This window comes from Nocardiopsis sp. NPDC006139 (assembly GCF_040614155.1).
GTDB lineage: Bacteria > Actinomycetota > Actinomycetes > Streptosporangiales > Streptosporangiaceae > Nocardiopsis > Nocardiopsis changdeensis.
This window is the reverse complement of the sequence record NZ_JBEXTT010000003.1, coordinates 264,774-286,213: the sequence shown is the minus strand read 5'-3', so window position 1 is coordinate 286,213 and position 21,440 is coordinate 264,774. Positions and strand designations below refer to the sequence as shown.

The following is a 21,440-nucleotide window of genomic DNA, read 5'->3' as shown; positions in this document are numbered from 1 at the left end:
TCTTGGCGCCTCCGGTAGTCCCGTCGGACCCACCAGTCCAGGCGGGCCCGGTAGCCCCACCGATCCCGGTGGCTCCGATGACCCCCTTGGCTCTGGTGGCCTCACCGGCCCCGACGTTCCTGGTGGCCCCGACCGCCTGGGAGGTCCCACCGGTCCCGGCGGCCCCACCGACACCGGCGGGCCCGGCGGCTCCGGTCGGTCGGGGGAGGGAGGTCCGGCCGGGGCCTCGGCGGTGCCGGCGCCTCCTGGGGCCCCGGCGGCCTCCGGCTCCCCGGACGGCCCGGAGGCCCCAGGCTCCCGGCGGGTCCCGCAGGCCCCGGCCGGGACCGACCCCGCGGGGCACGGGGGTCCCGCGCCGACCGGGTCGGGTGGCTGACATGGCCGTGACGACCCCGGCGGGGGGAGCCGGAGCGTCCGACCCGATGCTCCGGGAACGGGCGGGCCGGCCCCGGGCGTCCGCGCGCCGGGACCCGGCCGCGGCGCTGCGGTCCCCGTGGGTCCTGGCGCCGGCGGTGTTCGCCGTCCTGGTGGCGGGATACTGGGCGGCGCGCCTGGCCTGGGGCGGCGGACCCGGCTTCCCGACCGGCACCGGTGAGCGGTTCATGGCGTGGCTGGACGGGATCTACGCCTGGATCGTCGTCAACCGCAACGACAGCCCGCTGTTCCTGTACTTCTTCAACTACATCTCGGTGGGGCTGGGATCGGCCGTCGTGCTGATCAACCGGTTCCTGGAGTTCCTGACCTGGCCCGGGGTGACCGTGCTCGGCACCATCGTCGCCTGGCGGGTGGCCGGGTGGCGGATCGCGCTGCTGGTCCTGGCCACCTTCGGGGTGTTCGCCCTGACCGGGCTGTGGGACGAGTCGATGCGGACGCTGGCGCTGATCATCACCTCGGTGTCCATCGCCCTGCTGGTCGGCGTCCCGCTGGGCGTCCTGGCGGGGCGCAGTGACGGCTTCCACCGGGCGGTCCGGCCGGTGCTGGACTTCATGCAGATCATGCCGGCGTTCGCGTACCTGCTGCCGTTCGTGCTGCTGTTCGGCATCGGCGACCCGGCGGCGGCCGTGGTCACCGCGGTCTACGCGATCCCGCCCGCGGTGCGCATCACCGCCCTGGCCATCCGCGAGGTGCCCCGGGGCGCGATCGAGGCGACCACCTCGCTGGGGTCGACGCCCTGGCAGATCCTCACCAAGGTGCAGCTGCCCAGCGCCCGGCGCACCATCCTGCTGGGCGTCAACCAGACCATCATGCTGGCCGTGTCCATGGTCGTCATCGCGTCGGTCATCGGCGCGGGCGGCCTGGGCGACGCCATCTACCAGGCCCTCTCCAAGGTCAACGTGGGGCAGGCGCTCCAGGCCGGGCTGGCGATCGTCATGCTCGCCATCGCCATGGACCGGGTGACCGGCGCCGTCGGGCACGGCTCGCGGGGTGCGAACAGGCTTCCCGAGCGGTACCGGCTGCCGCTGCTGGGGGCCGACCTCGCCGTCCTCATCACCACCGTGGCGGTGTGCCGCCTGGTGGGGGTGGAGGGCTGGCCGCGCGACCTGTCCGTCGACATCAGCGGCCCGGTGAACGCCTTCGAGGACTGGCTCCAGGCGGTGGTCGGCCCGTTCACCACGGCGCTGGGCACGTGGACCCTGGACTGGGTGCTGGGCCCGCTGAGCGAGCTGCTGGGCGGCTCGCCCTGGTGGCTGGTGATCCTGTGCGCCACCGCGCTGGGGTGGGTCTTCGGGGGGTGGCGCGTCGCGCTGGTCTCCGCCGGGTCGTTCGCGGTCGTCGGCCTGCTCGGGGTGTGGGACAACGCCATGGACACGCTGTCCCAGGTGCTGGTGGCGTCGGTGCTCACCGTCGCGCTGGGCGTGGTCGTCGGGGTGCTGATGTCGCGCAGCGACGTGTTCGCCGCGATCCTGCGGCCCGTTCTGGACGCCATGCAGACCCTGCCGCCGTTCGTGTACCTCATCCCGGCGGTGGCGCTGTTCGGCATCGGGCGGGTGCCCGCCCTGGTGGCGGCGGTCGTCTTCGCGCTGCCGCCGGTGATCCGGCTGGTCGACGACGGGATCCGGGGGGTGTCCCCGGCCTCGCTGGAGGCGGCCGCCTCCCAGGGCTCCACGCGGTGGCAGCTGCTGACCAAGGTCGAGCTTCCGCTGGCGCGCGGCTCGCTGCTGCTCGCCGTCAACCAGGGGCTCATCCTGGTGCTGTCCATGGTGGTCATGGGCGCCCTGGTGGGCGCCGGGTCGCTGGGCTTCGACGTGGTGTTCGGCCTGGCGCAGAACGAGCTGGGGCTGGGTCTGGCCTCGGGCCTGGCCATCGTGTGCCTGGGCCTGTTCCTGGACCGGGTCACCCAGGGAAGGAGGGTGCAGCGTGCGTAGGGGACCCCTCGTCAGGATCCTGGCGGCCGCGACCGCGGCGGCCCTGGTCTCCTCCTGCGCGGTGCGCACCGACCAGCTCGCCCGGGACCCGGGCACGGTGCGCATGGCGCTCAACGGCTGGGTGGGCTACGAGGCCAGCGCCGAGGTGCTCGCGTACATCCTCCGCGAGGAGATGGACTACCAGGTGCAGCTGGTCCGGGTGGACGAGCAGCCGTCCTGGCAGGCCATCGACCAGGGCGTCATCGACGTCATCGTGGAGAACTGGGGCCACGAGGACCTCATGGAGCTGTACGGCCCCGAGGGCAACGGCACCGCGGTCGACGGCGGCCCCAACGGCAACGAGGGCGTGATCGGCTGGTACGTGCCCGCCTACGTGGCGGAGGAGTACCCGGAGATCACCACGCTGGAGGGGCTGCGGGAGAACACCGACGTCTTCCGCACCGCCGAGACCGGGGACCGGGGGGAGTTCCTGGGCGGCGCGCCCGGGTTCGTCACCCAGGACCAGGGGATGATCAATGCCTTCGGTCTGGACCTGGAGATCGTGTTCGCCGGGTCCGAGCCCGCGCAGATCACCGAGGTGCGGCGGCGGTACGCGGCCGGGGAGCCGGTGCTCTTCTACTTCTACGACCCGCAGTGGCTCCAGGAGGAGCTGGACCTGGTCAAGATCGACCTGCCGGACCACGAGGAGGGCTGCGACGCCGACCCGGACTCGGTGCCCTGCGACTACCCGGCCTACGACCTGAACAAGATCTTCCGGGCCGGGTTCGTTGAGGAGAACGACCCCGCCTACCGGTTCCTCGACAACTGGACGTGGACCAACGCGGACCAGAACGAGGTGGCCCGGATGATCGCCGACGAGGGCCTGGACCCCACCGAGGCGGCCGAGATCTGGGTCCGGGAGAACCCGGACGTGTGGCGGCCGTGGCTCCCGGAGGGCTTCGGGAACCGCTGACCGCGGTGTGAGGGGCGGGTCGCGGTTGCGACGCGGCCCGGTCACGGCAGGCATGACGAGGGGTTTCGGGGGAATCGGGGTATTCGTGCCCCTTGCCCGTGCGAGCGCAGCACATGAGAATCATTCATGTTCGCTGGTGCGGGCGCCGACCCCCGGGAGGACCATGCGCTGGGACCGATTCGCCGTCGCGGTGGGAACGGTGCTGTTCCTGGACGCCCTGCGGGTGTTCCTGCCCTCGCTCACCACCCTCTTCGGGCGGGCGGGGGAGACCCCGGCCGAGCTGATGGGCCTGTACGCCCTCGCCTGGTTCCTGGCCCCCGTCCCCTTCGTCGCCGCGGCCCGGTACCTGGACCCCTGGCGTACCGCCCTGGCCGCGGGCGCCGTGCTCGCGGCCGGGCGCCTGGCCCTCCAGGCCACCGACGGCGGAGCGCCGCAGCTGTACCTGGCGTCGTTCCTGGTGGGCACCGGCACCGTGTGGCTGACCGCGTCCGCCATGACCGCCGTCGACCGGCCCCGGACCACCGGGCACGGGGTGATGGTCGGCGTCGTCACCGGCGTCGCCGCCACCGCCGTGATCCACACCCTCCTCAACACCGTCGACCTCGCTTGGCGCGACGGCCCCTGGGCCTGGGCCGGGGTGCTCGTCGAGGTCGCCCTGTTCGCCTGGGCCGCCGCCGGGACGCACCGGCACGGGTCGGGCCACACCGAGCCCCGGCCCGCACCCGCCCGGGCCTGGCTCGCCCTGGGCCCGCTGCTGTTCCTCTCCGGCCTGTACACCGCCAACCCGGCCGTGGGCGAGGTCATCGGCCAGACACCGGTGGCCGCCGCGCTCGTGGCCACCACCGCCGTCCTGTCCGTGATGGTCGCGGCCGACCCGCGCTGGTCCACCGGGCACCCGGCTGCCCCGTTCGCCGTCCTGGCCGGGGCGCTCGCCGTCCTGGCGGCGTCGCCCACCGAGTTCGGCGGCGTCCCCGGAGTGTGGCCCGCCTGGGCGCTCGCCGCCCTGCCGATCGGCCAGCTCGCCCTGGCGGGCTGCGCCGGGTGGGCGGTCCACCGCACCGGCCGGCCGACGCGCGCGGCCACCGGGTGGGCGGCGTTCGGCGGGCTGTTCCTGCTGGCGGTCGCGGTCTTCGGGTTCTACGCCGCCTACGACCTGTACTACGACAACACCGCGGTGCCGTTCCTGGCCCTGGTGCCCCTCGCGATCGCCATGAGCGGCCGCGGCCCCGTCCCGGCCCGCGCCGGGCGCCCCTGGCTGACCGCGGGGGCGGCCGCGCTGGCCCTGGTGCTGACCGTCGCCGTGCCGTCCTGGCACGCGTCCTTCCGCAGCGGGGCGGAGCGGGCCCACGAACCCGTGTCGGGGCTGCGGCTGGCCGCCTACAACGTCCGCATGGGCTTCGGCATGGACGGGCGCTACGCCCTGCACGAGCAGATCGCGCTGCTCCGCCAGGACGTCCCCGACATCGTCGTGCTCAGCGAGGTCGACCGCGGGTGGCTGCTCAACGGCGGCCACGACGCGCTGTCCCTCACCGCCGAGCAGCTGGGCATGACGGCCTACTGGGCGCCCGCCGACGGGCCGCTGTGGGGCGACGCCCTGCTCACCTCCCGCGAGGTCACCGAGGTGCGCGGGCACGCCCTCACCCCCAGCGGGCCGACCGGCGCCCAGGCGCTGGAGGCCGTCGTGCGGTGGGACGGCGGCACCGAGGTCAGCGTGATCGCCACCCATGTGCAGCCGCGGACCTACGACTTCACCGCCGAGAGCGCCCGCGCCCAGCTGCACGACCTCGCGGCGATCGTCGAGGGGGCCCGGGCCGAGGGGCGGCCGGTGGTCCTGGCCGGGGACCTCAACATCGAGCCGGGGGACCCGGCGTGGTCGATCCTCACCGACGCGGGCCTGCACGACCCCTTCGACCGGCCCTTCAACACCATCCCGACCCTGGCGGGGGAGCCCGCCGAGATCGACCACATCCTCGTCACCGAGGAGTTCGCCGCGGCGAACCCGGACAACCCGGACGTGCCGTACTCCGACCACCGGATGGTCTCGGTCGACCTCGCGCTGGAGTGATCAGCGGCCGGGGCGCTCGTACCGCAGCCGCCGGGCCACCCAGTACACGTTCACGCAGGACGCCGCGAACCCGGCGGCCAGCACCACCACCAGCCACACGGGCGCGTCCATGACCACCGACGCCGCCGTGCCCGCCGCCAGCACCAGGCAGCCGAACACCGCCAGCACCAGCCGGAACCCCAACGCGCTCGCCGGGCGCTCCGGACTGCCCAGCGGTCCCTTCAACCGTCCCCGGCGCAACTTCTCGCGTCCCACGGCGACCACCTCCGGTCCTTACCACTACCCCTACCCCCGCCGGCCCCACACCCGGCCCCCGCACAACGCCGCGGGGGCGGGACACCGTGACGGTGTCCCGCCCCCGCGGGGCGAAGCGTTCCTACAGGTCGCCCAGGAGGGCGGGGAGGGCGGACTCGTAGGCCCCGCGCAGCTCGGCCAGCGGCACCTCCACGGCGCCGCCCGCGTGCGACACCACCAGGGCGTCGCCGCCCACGGTGCCGATCTGCTCCACCGGGACCCCGTGCCGGGCCGCCAGCGCCACGAACTCCTCCTCGTCGCCCGGGGCCACTGCCACGACCGCGCGGGCGCCGGACTCGCTGAACAGGGCGGTGAACACGTCCTCGGACACCGTCACCCGCACGCCCGTGCCGCCGCGCAGCGCCGACTCGGCCAGGGCCACGCCCAGGCCGCCGTCGGACAGGTCGTGGGCGGCCCGGGCCAGCCCGCGCTCGGCGGCCTCGGCCAGCACCTCGCCCAGCGCCGCCTCGGCGGTCAGGTCCACCCGCGGCGGCAGCCCGCCCAGGTGGCCGTGGACCGTGTCGGCCCACGCCGAGCCGCCGAACTCCGGCCGGGTCTCGCCGAGCAGGAACACCCGCGCGCCCTCGGAGTCGAACGCCGACTTCAGGCGGGTCCGCACGTCGTCGATGACGCCCAGCACGCCGATGACCGGGGTCGGGTTGATCGCCACGTCGCCGGTCTGGTTGTAGAAGCTCACGTTGCCGCCGGTCACCGGGGTGCCCAGCGCCTTGCAGGCGTCGGCCAGGCCGCGGGTGGACTCGGCGAACTGCCACATGACGCCCGGGTCCTCCGGCGAGCCGAAGTTGAGGCAGTTGGTCACCGCGAGCGGCCGGGCGCCGGTGGCCGCCACGTTGCGGTACGCCTCCGCGTACGCCAGCTGGGTGCCCGTGTACGGGTCCAGGCGGGTGTAGCGGCCGTTGCCGTCGGTCGACAGCGCCACGCCCCGGTGCGAGTCGTCGGCGATGCGGATCATCCCGGCGTCGTGCGGGGTCGACACCACGGTGTCGCCGCGCACGTAGCTGTCGTACTGCTGCGTCACCCAGCTCGGGTCGCCCACGCCCGGGGCGCCGAGCACCCGCAGCAGCTGCTCGCGCAGCTCCGCGTCGGTCGCGGGGCGGGGCAGGGCCCCGGCGTCGTCGGCCTGGAGCGCGTCCTGCGACTCCGGACGGGAGTAGGGGCGCTCGTAGACCGGGCCCTCGTCGGAGGCGGTCCGCGGCGGCATGTCCACCACGGTCTCCCCGTGCCAGGTCATGACCAGGCGCCCGCCGCGCTCGGCCTCCTCGTCGGTGACGTCGGTGACCTCGCCGATCTCGGTGGCCAGGATCTGCCACTTGTCGCAGATGGCCAGGAACTCGTCCATCTTGGCCGGCTCGACGATGGCCATCATGCGCTCCTGCGACTCGCTCATGAGGATCTCCTCGGGAGTGAGCCGCGGGTCGCGCAGCGGCACCCGGTCCAGCCGGATGTTCATGCCGCCGGTGCCGCCCGCCGCCAGTTCGGTGGTGGCGCAGGAGACGCCCGCCGCGCCCAGGTCCTGGATGCCCACGACCAGGTCCTTGGCGAACAGCTCCAGGCTGCACTCGATGAGCAGCTTCTCCATGAACGGGTCGCCGACCTGGACGCTGGGCCGCTTGGCGTGCGACTCGTCGTCGAAGGTGGCGCTGGCCAGCACCGACGCGCCGCCGATGCCGTCGGGGCCGGTGGTGGAGCCGAACAGCACCACCTTGTTGCCGGGGCCGGGCGCCTGCGCCAGCTTGATGTCCTCGTGCTTCATCACGCCCACGCACAGGGCGTTGACCAGCGGGTTGCCGATGTAGCCGGGGCCGAAGCCGATCTCGCCGCCGATGTTGGGCAGGCCCAGGCAGTTGCCGTAGAAGGAGATGCCCGAGACCACGCCCGGCAGCACCCGCTTGGTGTCGTCGGCGTCGGCCGGGCCGAACCGCAGGGCGTCCATGACCGCCACCGGGCGGGCGCCCATGGTGAGGATGTCGCGGACGATGCCGCCCACGCCGGTGGCCGCGCCCTGGTGCGGCTCCACGTAGGAGGGGTGGTTGTGCGATTCGATCTTGAAGGTCACCGCGCGGCCGTCGCCGACGTCGACCACACCGGCGTTCTCGCCCATGCCGACCAGCAGGGCGTCGCTCTGGGGGGCCTTCTCGCCGAACTGGCGCAGGTGCACCTTGGACGACTTGTACGAGCAGTGCTCGCTCCACATGACCGAGTAGATGGCCAGCTCGGAGGAGGTGGGGCGGCGGCCCAGGATCTCGCGGACCCGCTCGTACTCATCCTTCGCCATGCCCAGTTCGGCGTACGGCTGAGGCGTGTCCGGGCTGCTCTGCGCCACGGCGACGGTGTCGAGACGAGGTACTTCAGACATGCGTGGTTCCGTTCGGGATGTGCTGGTGTGAGCCGGGCCGCGGCGTCCGCCGACCGGCGCGGAAGGTCGTGGGCGGGGTCATCGGGTGAGGTCCGCGTAGCGGAGCATCAGCACCGCGGGGTCCCCCGCGTTGCCCGTGGAGGAGTCGGCGATCATGACGGTCTCGTCGGTCAGCACGGTCTGCTCCGGCGGCACGTCCTCGGGCGACTCGGCGCCCTCGGGGAGCATGATCTTCCAGTCCCGGTCCAGCAGGTGGTCGTAGACCTCCTGGACGGTGGCCCGGGCGTCCTCGGTGACCTCCTCGTCCTCGGTGAGCACGGTGACCAGCCGGGCGCAGCCCTCCTGCCGGCAGTACACGTCGGTCTCCGGGTCGGAGACGTAGGCCAGGCCGGGAGGAGGGTCGCCGAGCGACGAGGCCTCGGGCACGTCCGGCGCCTGGGCGGGCGGGGCCGTGCCCTCCTGCCCGGTCTGCTGCGCACCGGGCGGTACGGCGCCCAGCGAGTTGAACAGGCCGACGGCGGCCGACACCACCAGGCCCACGACGACGATGGAGGCGAGTACGTACATCGTGGTCCGGGAGCGCAGGAGCGCCATCATCGCGAGGATCGTCCCCTTGTCGGTGTGCGGTGGGACCGGGCCGGGCTCAGACGCCGGCCGGGCTCTTGGCGCCCAGGTGGGCGAGGATCGAGGTGAAGAAGCCCAGGCCCTCGGTGGAGGGGCCGGTCAGCGCCTCCACGGCGTGCTCCGGGTGCGGCATGAGGCCGACGACGTTGCCGTGCTCGTTGGTGATCCCGGCGATGCCGCGGCGGGAGCCGTTGGGGTTGGATCCGGCGTACCGGACCACGACCCGGTTCTCCGCCTCCAGGGCGTCGAGGGTGGCCTCGTCGGCGACGTAGCTGCCCTCGCCGCTCTTGAGGACGACCAGGATCTCCTGCCCCCCGGCGTAGTCGCCGGTCCAGGCGGTGGCGGTGTTCTCCACGCGCAGCCTCTGCTCGCGGTTGACGAAGCGCAGGGTGGAGTTGCGGGTGAGCGCGCCCGGCAGCAGGTGGCTCTCGCACAGGATCTGGAAGCCGTTGCAGATGCCCAGGACCGGCAGGGCCCCGGAGCGGGCGGCCGGGACGAGCTCGGACATCAGCGGCGCGAAGCGGGCGATGGCGCCGCAGCGCAGGTAGTCGCCGTAGGAGAAACCCCCGGGGAGGACGACCGCGTCGACTCCCCTGAGGTCGGCGTCCGCGTGCCACAGGGCGACGGGCTCGGCGCCCGCCAGCGCGACGGCGCGCGCGGCGTCCTTGTCGTCGAGGGAACCGGGGAAGGTGACGACGCCCACACGGGCTGTCATGAGCACACTCCGAGTCGTTGGTCGGGTCCCTCCCCGCGGCTGCGGGGAGTTTCGGCGAGGAGGCTGGCGGCGCCTGTCCGGCCCCGAGGGGGGCACCGCGTCCGCACTTGGCAGCGTACCCGCTCACCTGTGCTCGGGTACGACCCTCACCCCTGTTCCGCGACTCCCGTTCGTACGATTCTCCCGATTCCAGCGGCTCGGGAGGGCCCGCGGGTGTACGACCCGACAGGTGCCGTGGTGTGCGACACAGTGGCGGCGGGGATGCCGGCGGGTCCTCCCGGGACCCCTCAGACCCGGTCCAGGGCCAGGGCGCCGAACTGTGCGGGGACGCCCCCGGCCGCGGCGCTCTCGGGGTCCGCGTCGCAGTTCGCCCGGCGTTTGCGCAGGAGCACGGTGATCCGCGGCTCCCCCTCGAAGGACACCTCGTCCATGAGGCGGCGCATCAACAGAATGCCCCTACCCGATTCTGAGTCCAGTCCGGGTAGGGGCGGCGGGCGTTCCGAGGCGAAACGGGCGGCGAGCGCTTCGGGGTCCGGCGCTCTCCCGGTATGGGAGATGCGGACCTCGCACCAATGCCGGTCGATCTCGGCGTCCACCCGGTAATCGGAGGAGGGACCCCCGTGCTCCACGGCGTTGGCGCAGGCCTCGGAGGAGGCCAGCAGGAAGTCGTCGACACAGTCCCGGCACATTCCGGCCCGGAACAGGAGTGTTCCGAGGATGTCGCGTACGACCGCGACCGTGTACGCCCGCCGCGGCAGGGAGATCGAGAAGACGGCGTCCATGAAATAACACCTCTCGTGCTCCGTCGTCGGTCATGGGCCCGGCACGTCAAGGAACCTTCCCGAGGGCGGCGGACGTAAAACGACCGGCGGCGCCCTCATGGGACGCCGCCGGTCTTTACATTGCACATCCGGCGCTAAGGGCACTTCTCGCGCTTTTGGGCGAAGGCCGTTAATCCGGCATCTCCGTCCGCTGCCGTGAAGCGCGGCGCGGGGCCGGGAGGGTCAGGAGGCCACGTGGACCCGGAAGTCCTCGATCACGGTGTTGGCGAGCAGGGTCTCGGCCAGGCGGCGGACGTCGGCCAGCTTGGCCTCGTCGACCTCCCCCTCGACCTCGACCTCGAAGCGCTTGCCCTGGCGGACCTGTTCGATCCCCTCGAAACCCAGGCGCGAGCAGGCGCCGGCGATCGCCTGGCCCTGCGGGTCCAGGATCTCGGGCTTGAGCATGACGTCAACAACGACGCGGGCCACAGGGTCCTCCACAAGAGAAATGGGTGTGCCGCCCTCCTCGTCCGCTCCCGGCTCCCCGGCCGGGCGGACGCCTCTCCGTACTGCTCGGAGCGGGCGACGCCAGAGTACGGCACGCGCGGGGGCCGCCGGTGCGGGTGAGTCCTTCGTCACCCCGGCCCGCCGCGTGGCCGGAACCGGCCGGGGAATACCCGGAGCGCCTGCGGGTAGTGGGATCCGGGGATGTTTACCGCAACCTGAACCCCGCAAGCGAGTGTTTCGGTACGTTCGTGACTCGGATCACCACGATTGATGTCATCATTGAGAGCACAAGGTGGCGTCTAACAGGGTGGAAGTGATCGTCCGGTCGTCCTGAGGGGGAATCTTGACGACTATCGAAATGGAACCGATCGCCGCGCGGAACAGTGACGGGCAGGAGCCCGAAGAGGCTTTGGACTTCGCCACCGCCGTCACGCCGTTCGCGGACCAGCTCTATCCCACGGCCCTGCGGATGACCCGCAATCCGGCCGACGCAGAAGACCTCGTCCAAGAGACGTTCGCCAAGGCCTTCGCCAATTTCCACCAGTTCCGCGCCGGCACCAATCTGCGTGCCTGGCTCTACCGGATCTTGACCAACACCTTCATCAACAGCTACCGCAAGAAGCAGCGCGAGCCGCGCCAGGAGACCACCGACGAGATCAAGGACTGGCAGCTCGCCGCCGCCGAGGCGCACACGTCCTCGGGCATGCGGTCGGCCGAGAACGAGGTCCTGGACCACCTGCCCGACTCCGACATCAAGCAGGCGCTCGCGCGGCTGCCGGAGGAGTTCCAGGAGGTCATCTACCTCGTCGACATCGAGGGCTACGCCTACAAGGAGGTGGCCGAGCGCATGGGCACCCCGCTGGGGACCGTGATGTCCCGGCTGCACCGCGCCCGGCGCCAGCTCCGCGAGATGCTGGCCGACTACGCGCGCGACCGCGGCATGCGGGTCCCCGCCGCCCGCTGACCGCGCCTCTTCGGAACGGCACCGCGCGGGAGGGCTGGAACCCCGCCCCCGCCCGGCGCCGAGGTCCGCGACCCCGCCCCCCCGGAGGGTTTTCGGACCGACCGCTCCGCCACGCTCCGTGGCCGGACCCGGCCGCCCGTCGCTCCGCGGCCGGACGTTGCGCAAGCCGACGACAAAGTCGTCGGAAGACCTTGTACATGCTAGGAAGCCCTGCTAATCGGGCTGGTCCGGCATCGGGGAACATGGATCCGCGGCGTAAAAGGTGATGGCCGGGTCTTGCGCTCGCCAGGGTGAGTTCTGTCACCATATGGTGAGGTCCGCCGTACACCCATCACCCCGGGTGCACGTGCGGCGATCCGGCCGATCAGCGCCCACCCGCGCGAAACCGGCCCCGAGTACCGAGGAGCGACGTGTCGGACACCACCGTGCACGAGGAACCGGAGCTCATCCAGCTCCTGACACCGGAAGGGGAACTGACGGGGCACCCCGACTACCCCCTGGAGATCACCGCGGACGAGATCCGCGACCTGTACCGGGACCTGGTCCTGGTGCGCCGCTTCGACGGCGAGGCCGTCTCCCTGCAGCGCCAGGGGGAGCTGGGCCTGTGGGCCTCGCTCCTGGGCCAGGAGGCCGCCCAGATCGGCTCCGGCCGCGCCCTGCGCGGGACCGACATGGCCTTCCCCTCCTACCGCGAGCACGGCGTCGCCTGGTGCCGCGGCGTGGAGCCCAAGGAACTGCTCGGCATGTTCCGGGGCGTCACCAACGGCGGCTGGGACCCCCACGAGCACGGGTTCCACCTCTACACGATCGTCATCGGCAGCCAGGCCCTGCACGCCACCGGCTATGCCATGGGCGTGCAGCGCGACGGCGCCGTCGGCGAGGACGGCACCGCCGTCATCACCTACTTCGGCGACGGGGCCACCAGCCAGGGCGACACCAACGAGGCGTTCAACTTCGCCTCGGTGAACAACGCCCCCGTGGTCTTCTTCTGCCAGAACAACCAGTGGGCCATCTCCGAGCCGCTGGAGCGCCAGGCCCGCGTGCCCATCTACAAGCGCGCCTCCGGCTTCGGCTTCCCCGGCCTGCGCGTGGACGGCAACGACGTGCTGGCGGTCCTGGCCGTCACCCGGGCCGCGCTGGACAACGCCCGCGAGGGCAACGGGCCCACCCTGGTCGAGGCGTTCACCTACCGCATGGGCGCCCACACCACCAACGACGACCCGACCCGATACCGCAACGCAGCCGAGCTGGACGAGTGGAAGGCCAAGGACCCGATCCTGCGGGTGCGCCGGTACCTGGAGAACAACGGGCTGGCCGACGAGGAGTTCTTCGCCTCGGTCGACGCCGAGGCCGACGCCCTGGGCGAGAAGGTCCGCACCCAGTGCCGGAGCCTGCCCGACCCCGAGCCGCTGGACATCTTCCACGAGGTGTACGCCGAGCCCAACGTCCACATCGACCGCCAGCGCGCGGAGTACGCCGATTACCTGGCCTCCTTCGAGGCGGAAGGGGTCCGATAGGCCATGACCAACCTCACCATCGGCAAGGCCATCAACGCCGGCCTGCGCGCGGCCATGGAGCACGACCCCAAGGTCCTCGTCATGGGCGAGGACGTCGGCCGGCTCGGCGGCGTCTTCCGGGTGACCGACGGCCTGCACAAGGACTTCGGCGCCGACCGGGTCATCGACACCCCCCTCGCGGAGTCGGGCATCGTCGGCACCGCCATCGGCATGGCGCTGCGCGGCTACCGCCCCGTGGTGGAGATCCAGTTCGACGGGTTCTTCTTCCCGGCGGCCAACCAGACCTTCACCCAGCTCGCCAAGATGCGCCGCCGCTCCGCGGGCGCCCTCAGCGTGCCCCTGGTCATGCGCATCCCCTACGGCGGCGGCATCGGCGCCGTGGAGCACCACAGCGAGTCGCCCGAGTCGTACTTCCTGCACACTGCGGGCCTGCGCGTGATCAGCGTCGCCAACGCCGTGGACGCCTACTGGATGATCCAGCAGGCGATCCGCAGCGAGGACCCGGTGATCTTCCTGGAGCCCAAGCGGCGCTACTACGAGAAGGCCGAGGTGGACACCGAGGCGTCCATCGCCGAGGCCGCCCCCATGGGGGCGGCCCGGGTCGCCCGCCCCGGCACCGACGTCACCCTGCTCGCCTACGGGCCCATGGTCAAGACCGCCCTCCAGGCGGCCGAGGCCGACACCGACCACTCCATCGAGGTCATCGACCTGCGGTCGCTGGCCCCCGTGGACTACCCGACCGTCGTCGAGTCCGTCAAGAAGACGGGCCGCCTGGTGGTCGCCCACGAGGCCACGCTCACCGGCGGGCCGGGCGCGGAGATCGCCGCCCGGATCACCGAGGAGTGCTTCTACCACCTGGAGTCCCCGGTCATCCGCGTCGCCGCGTTCGACACCCCCTACCCGCAGTCGCGGCTGGAGGAGTACTACCTGCCGGACCTGGACCGGGTCCTGGACGGGGTCGACCGGGCGTTCGCGTACTAGGGGATCAGGGACACATGGCGATTCAGAAGAACGCCCCCGCGGTGGGCGGCGTGCACTCGTTCAAACTGCCCGACGTGGGCGAAGGCCTGGTCGACGCGGAGATCCTCACCTGGTTCGTCAAGCCCGGTGACGTGATCGAGGTCAACCAGAACATCTGCGAGATCGAGACGGCCAAGGCGGTCGTCGAGCTGCCGAGCCCCTTCGCGGGCACGGTCAAGGAGCTGCTGGTCGAGGAGGGGCAGACGGTGGACGTCGGCACGGTGATCATCACCGTGGACGACGGCACCGGCGGCGGTGACGACGCCGCGGCCCCGGCCGAGGAGGAGCGGGAGAAGCCGCTGGTGGGCTACGGCGAGAAGGCCGCCGCCACCCAGCGCCGCGCCCGCCGCCGCCCGGCCTCCTCCGGCCCGGTCTCCCCGGCCCCGGCGGCCAGGCCGGCCGCCGCCCCGGCCCCGCCGGTCGCGGTGGCCCCCGCTCCCGTGGCCTCGCAGGGCCGCCCGCTGGCCAAGCCGCCGGTGCGCAAGCTCGCCAAGGACCTGGGGGTGAACCTGGCGACGGTCGTCCCCAGCGGCGCGGGCGGGATCATCACCCGCGACGACGTCCACGCGGCGGCCCAGGGCGTGCAGGCCGCCCCGGAACCGGCCGCCGCGCCCCAGGAGGCGCCCGCGGCCGCCGCGGCGCCCGCCGGGTCGGTGGACCGGTCCGCGCGGGAGCGGCGGGTCCCGATCAAGGGCGTGCGCAAGGCGACCGCGGCGGCGATGGTGGGCAGCGCGTTCACCGCGCCGCACGTCACCGAGTTCCTCCAGGTGGACGTCACCCGCACCATGAAGGCGGTCGCGCGGCTGCGCGAGCACCCCGACTTCGCGGGTGTGCGGGTGTCGCCGCTGCTCATGGTCGCCAAGGCGCTGCTGCTGGCGATCAGGCGCAACCCGGACGTCAACGCGTCCTGGGACGAGGCGAACCAGGAGATCGTGGTCAAGGACTACGTGAACCTGGGGATCGCGGCCGCCACCGAGCGCGGACTGGTGGTGCCCAACATCAAGGACGCCGGGGCCAAGACGCTGCCGCAGCTGGCGGTCGCGCTCAAGGAGCTCACCGAGACCGCCCGCGCGGGCAAGGTGACCCCGGCGGACATGTCCGGCGGCACGGTCACGATCACCAACGTGGGCGTGTTCGGAGTGGACGCGGGCACCCCGATCCTCAACCCGGGCGAGGCGGCGATCCTGGCCTTCGGCCAGATCCGCGACATGCCGTGGGTGCACAAGGGCAAGCTGAAGATCCGCAAGGTCACGACGCTGTCGCTGTCCTTCGACCACCGGCTGGTCGACGGGGAGCTCGGCTCGAAGGTGCTGCGCGATGTCGGCGCCGCGTTGGAGGACCCGGAGTTGACCTCGCTCGCCTGGGGGTAGTCTCCTGTGAACCGCACCGTCGGGGCTGACGGTGCGACGTGGCCCCCGGGGGAGACCCCGGGGGCCGCACTGTTCTCCGGGGCCTCTTCCCGGGGCATCGCGGCGCACGGCGGCGGGGGCGGGCGGGTCCGGGGATTTTTTTTCGGGAACGGTCCGCACGGGATGTCGAGGATCCGCGGGCGGCTCCGTCCCCGGGGCGGAGGCGGCCGGAGGGGCCGCACCGGAACAGAGGAGAGAGACCATGGCCAAGTACCTGCTGCTCAAGCACTACCGGGGCGCCCCGGCGGCGGTCAACGACGTGCCCATGGACCGGTGGACCCCGGAGGAGATCGCGGCCCACGTGCGGTACATGGACGACTTCGCCGCCCGGCTGGAGGAGACCGGGGAGTACGTCGACAGCCAGGCGCTCTCCCCCGAGGGCGTGTTCGTCCGCTACGACGGCGAGGGCCGGCCGCCGGTCACCGACGGGCCGTTCGCCGAGACCAAGGACCTCATCGCCGGCTGGATGGTGATCGACGTCGACAGCCACGAGCGCGCCGTCGAGCTGGCCGGGGAGCTGTCGGCCGCCCCCGGCGCGGGCGGGCGGCCGATCCACGAGTGGCTCGAGCTGCGCCCGTTCCTGGGCGCGGCGCCCACCGTCACGGAGTGACGCCGGAGTGGACGGGACACTGCTCCGGAGCCTCACCCCGGGCGTGATCGGCATCCTCGTCCGCCGCGGAGCCGACTTCGCGGCGGCCGAGGACGCCGTGCAGGACGCCCTGGTCGAAGCGGTCCGGGCCTGGCCGGACGACCCGCCGCGGGACCCGAAGGGCTGGCTGGTCACCGTGGCCTGGCGCAGGTTCCTCGACGCGGCCCGGGCGGACACCTCCCGCCGCCGGAGGGAGGACCTCGTCGACGGGGAGCCGGAGCCCGGGCCCGTGTCCGGAGTGGACGACACGCTCTGGCTGTACTTCCTGTGCGCCCACCCGTCGCTGACGCCGTCGTCCGCGGTCGCGCTCACGCTGCGGGCCGTCGGCGGGCTGACCACCCGCCAGATCGCCCGGGCCTACCTGGTGCCCGAGGCGACCATGGCGCAGCGCATCAGCCGTGCCAAGCGCACCGTCGCCGGCGCGCGGTTCGACCGGCCCGGCGATGTCGCCACGGTGCTGCGCGTCCTCTACCTGGTCTTCAACGAGGGCTACTCCGGCGACGTCGACCTCGCCGCGGAGGCGATCCGGCTCACCCGGGGGCTCGCGGCCGCGGTGGACCACCCCGAGGTGTCCGGGCTGCTCGCGCTCATGCTGCTCCACCACGCCCGGCGCGCCGCCCGGACGGACGCCGACGGCGCCCTGGTGCCGCTCGCCGAGCAGGACCGGGGCCGGTGGGACACCGCGCTGATCGCCGAGGGGGTGGGGATCCTCCAGGCGGCCCTGGCCCGGGACCGGCTGGGCGGGTTCCAGGCCCAGGCGGCCGTCGCGGCGCTCCACGCCGACGCGCCCACCGCCGAGGAGACCGACTGGGTGCAGATCGTCGAGTGGTACGACGAGCTCGTGCGCCTGACCGACAGCCCGGTCGTCCGCCTCAACCGGGCGGTGGCCGTCGGCGAGGCCGACGGGCCGCGCGCCGGGCTGGCGGCGCTCGCGGAACTGGACGACTCGCTGCCCCGCCACACCGCCGTGGCGGCGTACCTCCGCGAACGCGACGGGGACCTGGCGGAGGCGGCCCGCCTGTACGCGGAGGCGGCGCGGCGGGCGACCGATCTGGCCGAGCGGGACCACCTGACGCGCTGCGCGGCCCGGATCAACACCCGCCTGCGCGGCTGACGGGCCGGTGCCGGGGCGCGGTGGTCCGGGTGGTCGTGCGGGGCGCAGGGGGCTCCGGTCCCCGTGGCGTCGTGTGGTGGCGCGGTGGTCCCATGGGCAGGCCGGACGCGGGGGCGGGACGCGCGGGGGGCCGGTGCGCCGTGCGCACCGGCCCCGCCCGCGAGGCGGGATCCGCCCCCCAAGGGGGAGGGGGGCGGATCCACTACTGCTGTTGTTCCCCGGCGTGTCGGCCCGGACACCTTCGGTTTCCGCGGTGTCCGGATCGGCTCAGAACGGGAGGGCCACCATCCCGTACACCGCACCGGTCGCGGCCAGCGCGAGCCCGGCCAGGGCCGCCAGCGGCAGGTGCACCCGGGAGAACGGCCGCAGCCACCCGCGCACCAGGCAGACGCCCACGGACACCGCGGACACCAGCGCCAGCACCGCCGTCACCGTCATCGGCAGCGTGAGGGCCGGGGAGCCCTCGGACAGCCAGACCTGGGCCCGGTTCAGGTCCGTCACCCCGTAGACCAGCAGCCCCGCCGCCGTGGCGGCGGCCAGCGCGGTCGAGGTCAGCAGCATACGCGTGGCCAGCGTGAACCCGTTCCCGGACCGCTGGACCGGGACCAGGACCGTGGCCAGCACCAGCAGCGCCACTCCGGCGACGACCAGGTGCAGGGAGGGGGAGCCCAGGGGGCCGGTGCGGGTGTACACGCTGGTCGGGTTCATGTCGGTGGCGATCGCCGCCACCTCGCCGTCGCGTTCGACGAACGCCAGGAGGTCCTCGCCGTTCTCGGCGGCGAACACCCCCTCGGACACCGGCAGCCAGCGGTCGTCCACGGCCAGGGCCCCGCTCACCGACAGCGTCCCGTCGCCCGCGTCGCGGACCGTCACGTTGTCGAACAGCGCCACCAGCCGGGCCGGGCCCGAGGCCGCCAGGCGGGAGGTGATGTAAGAGCCCTCGTAGGCGCCCAGGTCGGCGTCCGGGTCGGGCCGCCCCTCGGGGAGGGACTGGGGCGCGAAGGTGTCGGCGAACGCGCCGACCACCGCCATGCGCAGGTCGACCAGCGGGTTCGCCCCCGCCGCGTCGTCGCCGTTGACCGCGACGAACACACCCGCGTCGAGACCGGGCACCACCGCGTACCCCGTGTGGACCCCCGCCAGGTCGCCCCCGTGGCCGATGAGCGGGACCTCTCCCGCCCGCCACTGGTAGGTGCCGTAGCCCATCCCGGTGGTCTCCGGGTGCATCTCGGCGTGCCGTTCCAGCATCGCCTCGGCCACGCCCGGGGCCAGGGCCTGCTCCCCGTCGATCCGCCCGCCGTCCAGCAGCGCCTCCATGAAGCGGGCCATGTCGCCGACGGTGGTCACCGCCGCCCCCGCCGGGACGTCCCCGATGAAGGCGTCCCCGGCCGGGGTCCCGTCCGCCAGGTGCGAGGTCACCAGCGGCCGGTCGGCGCGGACGTCGGCGAGCTGCTCGAAGGAGGTGTCCTCCATGCCCAGCGGTGTGAACACGGTCCGCCGGACGTACTCCTCGAACGGGACCCCCGACACCTCCTGCACGACGTACCCCGCCAGCGCGATCCCGTAGTTGGAGTAGCCGGTGTACTCGCCCGGGGCGAACAGCCGCTCCGGGACGGCGGTGCGCACGACCTCGTCGAGGGGCGTGCCCTCCTCCGCGCCGAGGCGTTCGACCACCTCGGCGAACCCCGCGGTGTGGGTGAGCAGGTCGTGCAGGGTCACCGTGGGGCCGGTCAGGCGGGCCTCCTCGGGCAGGTACGCGTTGACGTCCTCGGCCAGGTCCAGGCGCCCCTCGCCGGCCAGGGTGAGCACGGCGGCCGCGGTGAACGACTTGGCCACGGACGCGGTGGGGAACAGGTGCTCCTCCGCGTCCAGCGGGGTGCCCTCTGCCAGGTCGGCGTACCCGTGGGCGGCGGTGGCGACCTGCTCGCCGTCCAGGACGACGGTCACGGCCGCGCCGGGGGAGCCGTACTCCTCCAGGAGTTCGGCCACACGGGTGTCGGTGAACTCGCGGGCGGTCTCCGGGGTCAGGGGAGTGGCCTCGACGGGGGCCGCCGGGGCCGCGGGGGCGGCGGCGCGGGCCGCCGGGGCGGCCGCTGCCGTGATGGCGGGCGCGGTGATCAGGAGGGCGGCCGCGCAGAGTGCGGCGGCGCTTCGGCCGGGCATGGTGACCTCTCGTCAGGGGGTTCCTCTCCCCTCGAAACTAGGGTTCGGACCCCTGCGGGCACACGGGCGCCGACCACCCGAACCGGGGTGGAGCGGGCTCCACCACCGGAGGGGGAGCCGGGGCCCGGAACGCCCCCGACGGGCCGGTTCCGGGCCGGAACCGGCGGCCGAGGCCCGCCCCCGCGGCGGGGGCGGGCCTCACGGTCCGGGGCGGTGCCGGGCGCTAGGGGCGGGCGCCGACCTCCCCGACCCAGCCCGACCAGACGTAGCCGACCTGCTCGGCGGTCAGCGGGTAGGACAGGCCGTAGTCCTCGGCGGAGCCGAGGGCGGGGTCCTCCGCCAGCAGGGTGGTGTCGCGGTACAGCAGCGCCCCGTTCCCGGCGTCGTAGAGGAAGCGGTACTCCGACACGGTCGCCCCGTCCTCCACCTCCACGGAGAACAGCTCTCCCTCACGGCCCAGCTGGTCGGTGGCGGTGCCCAGGTGCTCCAGACCGTCCAGCCCGGCGAGCACGCGCTGCACGGCCGCCTCCTCCGGGCCGGCCAGCGGCCGGGTCCCGTACAGGAACTCCACGGCGTTCACGATCCCGGCCGGGGAACCGTCCTCCGGGCCCTCCCCGAGCCCGGCGAGCACGTCCGCCAGGGCGTCCGGGGCGGTGGGCAGCTCGGCGGGCCAGACCAGGGAGGGGTGCAGGGTCTCCTCGGAGGACTCGCTCCCCTGCTCCAGGAACCGCTCGTGGTCGGCCTCCTCTCCGCCCTTGTCCAGCGGCGGCTGCGGGTGGGCGTCCGACCGGTGCTCCCCGCCCGGGCCCGTCCACTCGTTCCACTCGTAGGGGACGTACCGGTAGCCGTGGGTCTCGTCGGGGTCGTCGTCCCCGGCGTTGGCGGTGAGACGGATCAGCTGTGTCCCCGTGGTGGAGACGAAGGCGACGTCCCCCGAGCCCGGGGCCGGTCCGCGCTCCCCGGCGACCTCGGCCAGGGCGAGCAGGGCGTCGGTCCCGTCGACCGGGTCGCCGCCGACGACCTCGATCGGCTCGGGCGGGGCGGCGTAGGCGGCGGGGATGCCGCCCGGCTCGTCGGCGGGCAGGAGCAGGGTTCCGGCGCCCACGGCCAGGGCCGCGGCGGCGGCTCCGGCGGCCAGGACGGGGATGCGGCGCCACAGGGGTCGGGACACGGCGGGGGACTCCTCGATTCGGGCGATGGCGTTGGCGCGGGCCCGGTGGCGGGCCTCGGGGGCGGGGGCGGCGCCCGCTGCGGGGTCGGCGCCGTTCAGAGCGGAGCGCAGAGCGGTCAGGTCGTCCATGCCGCCTCCTTCGGGGCGTGGCCGGCGGGGTGTTCGTTCATGTGGGCGGTGAGTTTCTTACGGGCCCGGTGCAGCCGGGCGCGGGCGGTGACGTGGGTGCAGCCGACGACCCGGGCCGCCTGGCGGCAGTCGAGCCCCTCCCAGGTCACGAGCATCACGAGTTCGCGTTCCGGCTCCGTCAGCCGGGCCAGGGCGGCCAGGGCCCCGGCGCGTTCGACCACCCGGTCGGCGTCGTCGGCGTGGACCGCCGAACCGGGCTGCCGGCCCAGGGACTCGGCGATCAGGTCCTGCCGGTGGTCCTTGCGCAGGTGAGCCAGGGTGATCCGGCGTGCGCAGGCGTACAGCCAGGGCAGTTCGCGCCCGGGCGGCAGGCGCTCGGCGCGGCGCCAGGCCACGGCGAACGCCTCGGAGGCGACATCGTCGGCGTGGTCCGGGCCCACCCGGCGCCGTGCGTAGCGGTAGACGGCGTCGTAGTGCTCCTCGAACATGGCGTTGAAGTCGCGCTGGCCGGAGTATGCGTCCCCGGCCGTGCCGCGTCTCATCGGCGTACCTCCCGTCCTCTCACCTGGATGTGTCGGGGGAGGGGGCGGGTGTTAGGGCGCGGTGCGGACTTTTTTCCGGCCGGTCCGGCGGGGGCGGTCCG

18 protein-coding genes are annotated in these 21,440 nt (G+C 73.5%); 9 read left to right on the top strand and 9 right to left on the bottom strand.

Annotation, left to right across the window (positions count from 1 at the left end):
* Window positions 1-368 precede the first annotated feature (368 nt).
* The 3 genes from ABZ249_RS05645 (at window position 369) to ABZ249_RS05635 (ending at window position 5,383) form a co-directional block, all read left to right on the top strand.
* Complete coding sequence (locus tag ABZ249_RS05645; RefSeq protein ID WP_355257719.1) at window positions 369-2,366, top strand: ABC transporter permease subunit; 1,998 nt, start codon at window positions 369-371, stop codon at window positions 2,364-2,366.
* Window positions 2,359-3,318 carry an ABC transporter substrate-binding protein gene (locus tag ABZ249_RS05640; protein WP_355257717.1) on the top strand — a complete coding sequence of 320 codons (960 nt, stop codon included), beginning with the start codon at window positions 2,359-2,361 and terminating at the stop codon, window positions 3,316-3,318. Before ABZ249_RS05645 ends, ABZ249_RS05640 begins: the two co-directional genes overlap by 8 nt.
* Before the next feature lie 163 nt (window positions 3,319-3,481).
* Window positions 3,482-5,383: an endonuclease/exonuclease/phosphatase family protein gene (locus ABZ249_RS05635; protein ID WP_355257715.1), complete on the top strand. Its 1,902-nt coding sequence runs from the start codon at window positions 3,482-3,484 to the stop codon at window positions 5,381-5,383.
* On the opposite strand, the gene ABZ249_RS05630 is transcribed toward ABZ249_RS05635, so the two are convergent.
* From ABZ249_RS05630 to purS, 6 genes are all read right to left on the bottom strand, one after another.
* Window positions 5,384-5,638, bottom strand: coding sequence for a hypothetical protein (locus tag ABZ249_RS05630; RefSeq protein WP_255646957.1), 255 nt, complete (start codon window positions 5,636-5,638; stop codon window positions 5,384-5,386).
* A 121-nt stretch (window positions 5,639-5,759) separates the two neighbouring features.
* Window positions 5,760-8,054: a phosphoribosylformylglycinamidine synthase subunit PurL gene (gene purL, locus ABZ249_RS05625; protein ID WP_355257712.1), complete on the bottom strand. Its 2,295-nt coding sequence runs from the start codon at window positions 8,052-8,054 to the stop codon at window positions 5,760-5,762.
* Between the two features lie 78 nt (window positions 8,055-8,132).
* Window positions 8,133-8,651: a hypothetical protein gene (locus ABZ249_RS05620; protein WP_355257709.1), complete on the bottom strand. Its 519-nt coding sequence runs from the start codon at window positions 8,649-8,651 to the stop codon at window positions 8,133-8,135.
* A 46-nt stretch (window positions 8,652-8,697) separates the two neighbouring features.
* Complete coding sequence (gene purQ, locus ABZ249_RS05615) at window positions 8,698-9,393, bottom strand: phosphoribosylformylglycinamidine synthase subunit PurQ (protein ID WP_355257706.1); 696 nt, start codon at window positions 9,391-9,393, stop codon at window positions 8,698-8,700.
* A 287-nt stretch (window positions 9,394-9,680) separates the two neighbouring features.
* Entirely contained in the window at window positions 9,681-10,175 is a 495-nt protein-coding gene (locus tag ABZ249_RS05610) for an ATP-binding protein (protein ID WP_355257703.1), read from the bottom strand.
* A gap of 222 nt (window positions 10,176-10,397) precedes the next feature.
* Window positions 10,398-10,643 (bottom strand): phosphoribosylformylglycinamidine synthase subunit PurS, encoded by a 246-nt coding sequence (purS, locus tag ABZ249_RS05605; RefSeq protein ID WP_220564319.1) that lies wholly within the window; start codon window positions 10,641-10,643, stop codon window positions 10,398-10,400.
* 376 nt (window positions 10,644-11,019) lie between these two features.
* Between purS and ABZ249_RS05600 the strand changes: the two genes are divergently transcribed.
* From ABZ249_RS05600 to ABZ249_RS05575, 6 genes are all read left to right on the top strand, one after another.
* The gene (locus ABZ249_RS05600) at window positions 11,020-11,625 is read left to right on the top strand and encodes a sigma-70 family RNA polymerase sigma factor (protein ID WP_220565453.1); all 606 of its coding nucleotides are present in this window, start codon (window positions 11,020-11,022) and stop codon (window positions 11,623-11,625) included.
* Between the two features lie 410 nt (window positions 11,626-12,035).
* The gene (pdhA, locus tag ABZ249_RS05595; RefSeq protein WP_220564320.1) at window positions 12,036-13,142 is read left to right on the top strand and encodes a pyruvate dehydrogenase (acetyl-transferring) E1 component subunit alpha; all 1,107 of its coding nucleotides are present in this window, start codon (window positions 12,036-12,038) and stop codon (window positions 13,140-13,142) included.
* Window positions 13,143-13,145: 3 nt separating this feature from the next.
* On the top strand, window positions 13,146-14,123 hold the full coding sequence (locus ABZ249_RS05590) for an alpha-ketoacid dehydrogenase subunit beta (protein ID WP_355257699.1): 978 nt from the start codon (window positions 13,146-13,148) through the stop codon (window positions 14,121-14,123).
* A gap of 14 nt (window positions 14,124-14,137) precedes the next feature.
* Window positions 14,138-15,532, top strand: coding sequence for a dihydrolipoamide acetyltransferase family protein (locus ABZ249_RS05585; RefSeq protein ID WP_355257696.1), 1,395 nt, complete (start codon window positions 14,138-14,140; stop codon window positions 15,530-15,532).
* A 241-nt stretch (window positions 15,533-15,773) separates the two neighbouring features.
* Window positions 15,774-16,181, top strand: coding sequence for a YciI family protein (locus ABZ249_RS05580; RefSeq protein ID WP_220564323.1), 408 nt, complete (start codon window positions 15,774-15,776; stop codon window positions 16,179-16,181).
* Window positions 16,182-16,188: 7 nt separating this feature from the next.
* Entirely contained in the window at window positions 16,189-17,334 is a 1,146-nt protein-coding gene (locus ABZ249_RS05575) for a DUF6596 domain-containing protein (RefSeq protein ID WP_355257692.1), read from the top strand.
* 267 nt (window positions 17,335-17,601) lie between these two features.
* Here the strand turns inward: ABZ249_RS05575 and ABZ249_RS05570 are convergent, their stop codons facing one another.
* The 3 genes from ABZ249_RS05570 to ABZ249_RS05560 form a co-directional block, all read right to left on the bottom strand.
* Window positions 17,602-19,497, bottom strand: coding sequence for a serine hydrolase domain-containing protein (locus tag ABZ249_RS05570; protein WP_355257689.1), 1,896 nt, complete (start codon window positions 19,495-19,497; stop codon window positions 17,602-17,604).
* Between the two features lie 223 nt (window positions 19,498-19,720).
* Complete coding sequence (locus tag ABZ249_RS05565; RefSeq protein ID WP_355257686.1) at window positions 19,721-20,797, bottom strand: CU044_5270 family protein; 1,077 nt, start codon at window positions 20,795-20,797, stop codon at window positions 19,721-19,723.
* A complete protein-coding gene (locus ABZ249_RS05560; protein WP_220564327.1) occupies window positions 20,785-21,339 on the bottom strand; it encodes an RNA polymerase sigma factor in 555 nt (184 codons plus the stop codon). Before ABZ249_RS05560 ends, ABZ249_RS05565 begins: the two co-directional genes overlap by 13 nt.
* Between the last annotated feature and the right edge of the window lie 101 nt (window positions 21,340-21,440).

Bases quoted from the DNA above. Each gene is read 5' to 3' on its own strand.
- ABZ249_RS05635 (WP_355257715.1), top strand. From the start codon at position 3,482: ATGCGCTGGGACCGATTCGCCGTCGCGGTGGGAACGGTGCTGTTCCTG.
- purL (WP_355257712.1), bottom strand. From the start codon at position 8,054: ATGTCTGAAGTACCTCGTCTCGACACCGTCGCCGTGGCGCAGAGCAGC.
- ABZ249_RS05620 (WP_355257709.1), bottom strand. From the start codon at position 8,651: ATGATGGCGCTCCTGCGCTCCCGGACCACGATGTACGTACTCGCCTCC.
- purQ (WP_355257706.1), bottom strand. From the start codon at position 9,393: ATGACAGCCCGTGTGGGCGTCGTCACCTTCCCCGGTTCCCTCGACGAC.
- ABZ249_RS05610 (WP_355257703.1), bottom strand. From the start codon at position 10,175: ATGGACGCCGTCTTCTCGATCTCCCTGCCGCGGCGGGCGTACACGGTC.
- ABZ249_RS05600 (WP_220565453.1), top strand. From the start codon at position 11,020: ATGGAACCGATCGCCGCGCGGAACAGTGACGGGCAGGAGCCCGAAGAG.
- ABZ249_RS05590 (WP_355257699.1), top strand. From the start codon at position 13,146: ATGACCAACCTCACCATCGGCAAGGCCATCAACGCCGGCCTGCGCGCG.
- ABZ249_RS05585 (WP_355257696.1), top strand. From the start codon at position 14,138: ATGGCGATTCAGAAGAACGCCCCCGCGGTGGGCGGCGTGCACTCGTTC.
- ABZ249_RS05580 (WP_220564323.1), top strand. From the start codon at position 15,774: ATGGCCAAGTACCTGCTGCTCAAGCACTACCGGGGCGCCCCGGCGGCG.
- ABZ249_RS05570 (WP_355257689.1), bottom strand. From the start codon at position 19,497: ATGCCCGGCCGAAGCGCCGCCGCACTCTGCGCGGCCGCCCTCCTGATC.
- ABZ249_RS05565 (WP_355257686.1), bottom strand. From the start codon at position 20,797: ATGGACGACCTGACCGCTCTGCGCTCCGCTCTGAACGGCGCCGACCCC.
- ABZ249_RS05560 (WP_220564327.1), bottom strand. From the start codon at position 21,339: ATGAGACGCGGCACGGCCGGGGACGCATACTCCGGCCAGCGCGACTTC.